Source organism: Shuttleworthella sp. (assembly GCF_057251025.1).
Genome location: NZ_DBHIDN010000060.1, coordinates 1 through 1,263 on the forward strand (window position 1 = coordinate 1; position 1,263 = coordinate 1,263).

The 1,263-nt window shown below is 49.0% G+C and carries 2 protein-coding genes; one reads left to right on the forward strand and one right to left on the reverse strand.

From position 1 onward, the window contains the following. The coding region (locus tag ACO5R6_RS07655) for a chloride channel protein (RefSeq protein ID WP_485626580.1) at positions 1–503 on the forward strand (503 nt) is incomplete at its 5' end. Between the two features lie 146 nt (positions 504–649). Here the strand turns inward: ACO5R6_RS07655 and ACO5R6_RS07660 are convergent. After that, on the reverse strand, positions 650–895 hold the full coding sequence (locus ACO5R6_RS07660; RefSeq protein ID WP_485626581.1) for a hypothetical protein: 246 nt from the start codon (positions 893–895) through the stop codon (positions 650–652). Positions 896–1,263 lie beyond the last annotated feature (368 nt).

Below are 1,263 nucleotides of genomic sequence, written 5' to 3' on the forward strand. Positions count from 1 at the left end.
CCAACCGCTATCTTCGCGCCGTCCTTCTTGGTGCAATTCTCCTGCTTTTAACCCTCCTGGTCGGCAAGCCCACCTATAATAGCCTTGGTATTGACAGCATTGCCGCCGCCGCCGCGGGAAACGCGCCGGACCTTCTCTGGTACAGCTTTCTCCTCAAGATCCTCTTCACCGCCCTCTCCCTGGCCGCGGGCTACAAGGGCGGAGAGATCGTCCCCACCCTCTTCATCGGATCTGCCCTGGGTTACGCTTTCGGCAGTCTGGTCGGCTTTTCTCCCGCCCTGTGCTCTTCCGTTGCAGTCGGAGCCCTCTTCTGCGGGGTCACCAACTCTCCCATCACCTCAATCATCCTCTGCATTGAGCTCTTCGGAATCCGCGGCCTGCCCTACTATGTCCTGGCCATCGCCATTTCCTATGCCGCCTCCAGTTACTACGGTCTCTACTCCGCCCAGAAGATCGTCTACTCCAAGTACCGGAGCAACTACATCAATACAGATGCCAAATAGAATGCTTCGGGCAGATGTCAAATTGAGTGCTTAGAGCAAGCGTCTGCCGGGCAAAAGGAAACATCAGCCCCTGATCCCCATCTTACGGGACACAGGAGCTGATGCTGATTCATCAAACCTGACTGATTCAAATTGCAATACGCCGACTAGTCTTCCTGGGCATCCCCTTCATCTTCCTCCCATAAGTCTTCCAAGGGATGAGCAAAAATCAAATAGAGAATCGCCAGAAGGCAGAAAAAGCGAATGCTTGCAGCATATTCTGAAATGAGCATTGCCCCCTCAGAACCGGATAGATCTATTCGTATGAGATAACATATTATGATCACTAGCGGACGCGACAGGAGGCATAGTCCCATAAGAATAAAAGCAATTCTATGCTGATACTTTTTCATGTCCTTCCTCCATAGTTTACTGTGAGCAGGTTCTCTTTATTGAGAGCGGCCTCCTATATAAAGCATCGTTTCAGAAAAGACTAGAAATACCCAATCACCTATACTTGGTCCATTTCCTGTAATTAACCAAAGAATCCAGTTCATTAGAACCCAGAATATTAGTGTAATAGAAAGCGCCCTCAACTGTCGTTTATTAAATTTAAGCATGGCCAGCTCGATTCCATCTTCTGGACCAGGAGAGATTCTCTCTTATTGGTCGTTGATGATTCCTGCTGACCTGATCTCCATTCCTGAATCGATGAGAACTGAAAGCAATGTAAAGAGCCCCCATACATTCCTCCTCACATCTCTATGTTACGATTCTGTTT

Coding starts and splice junctions, on each gene's coding strand:
- ACO5R6_RS07660 (WP_485626581.1), bottom strand. CDS start 895: ATGAAAAAGTATCAGCATAGAATTGCTTTTATTCTTATGGGACTATGC.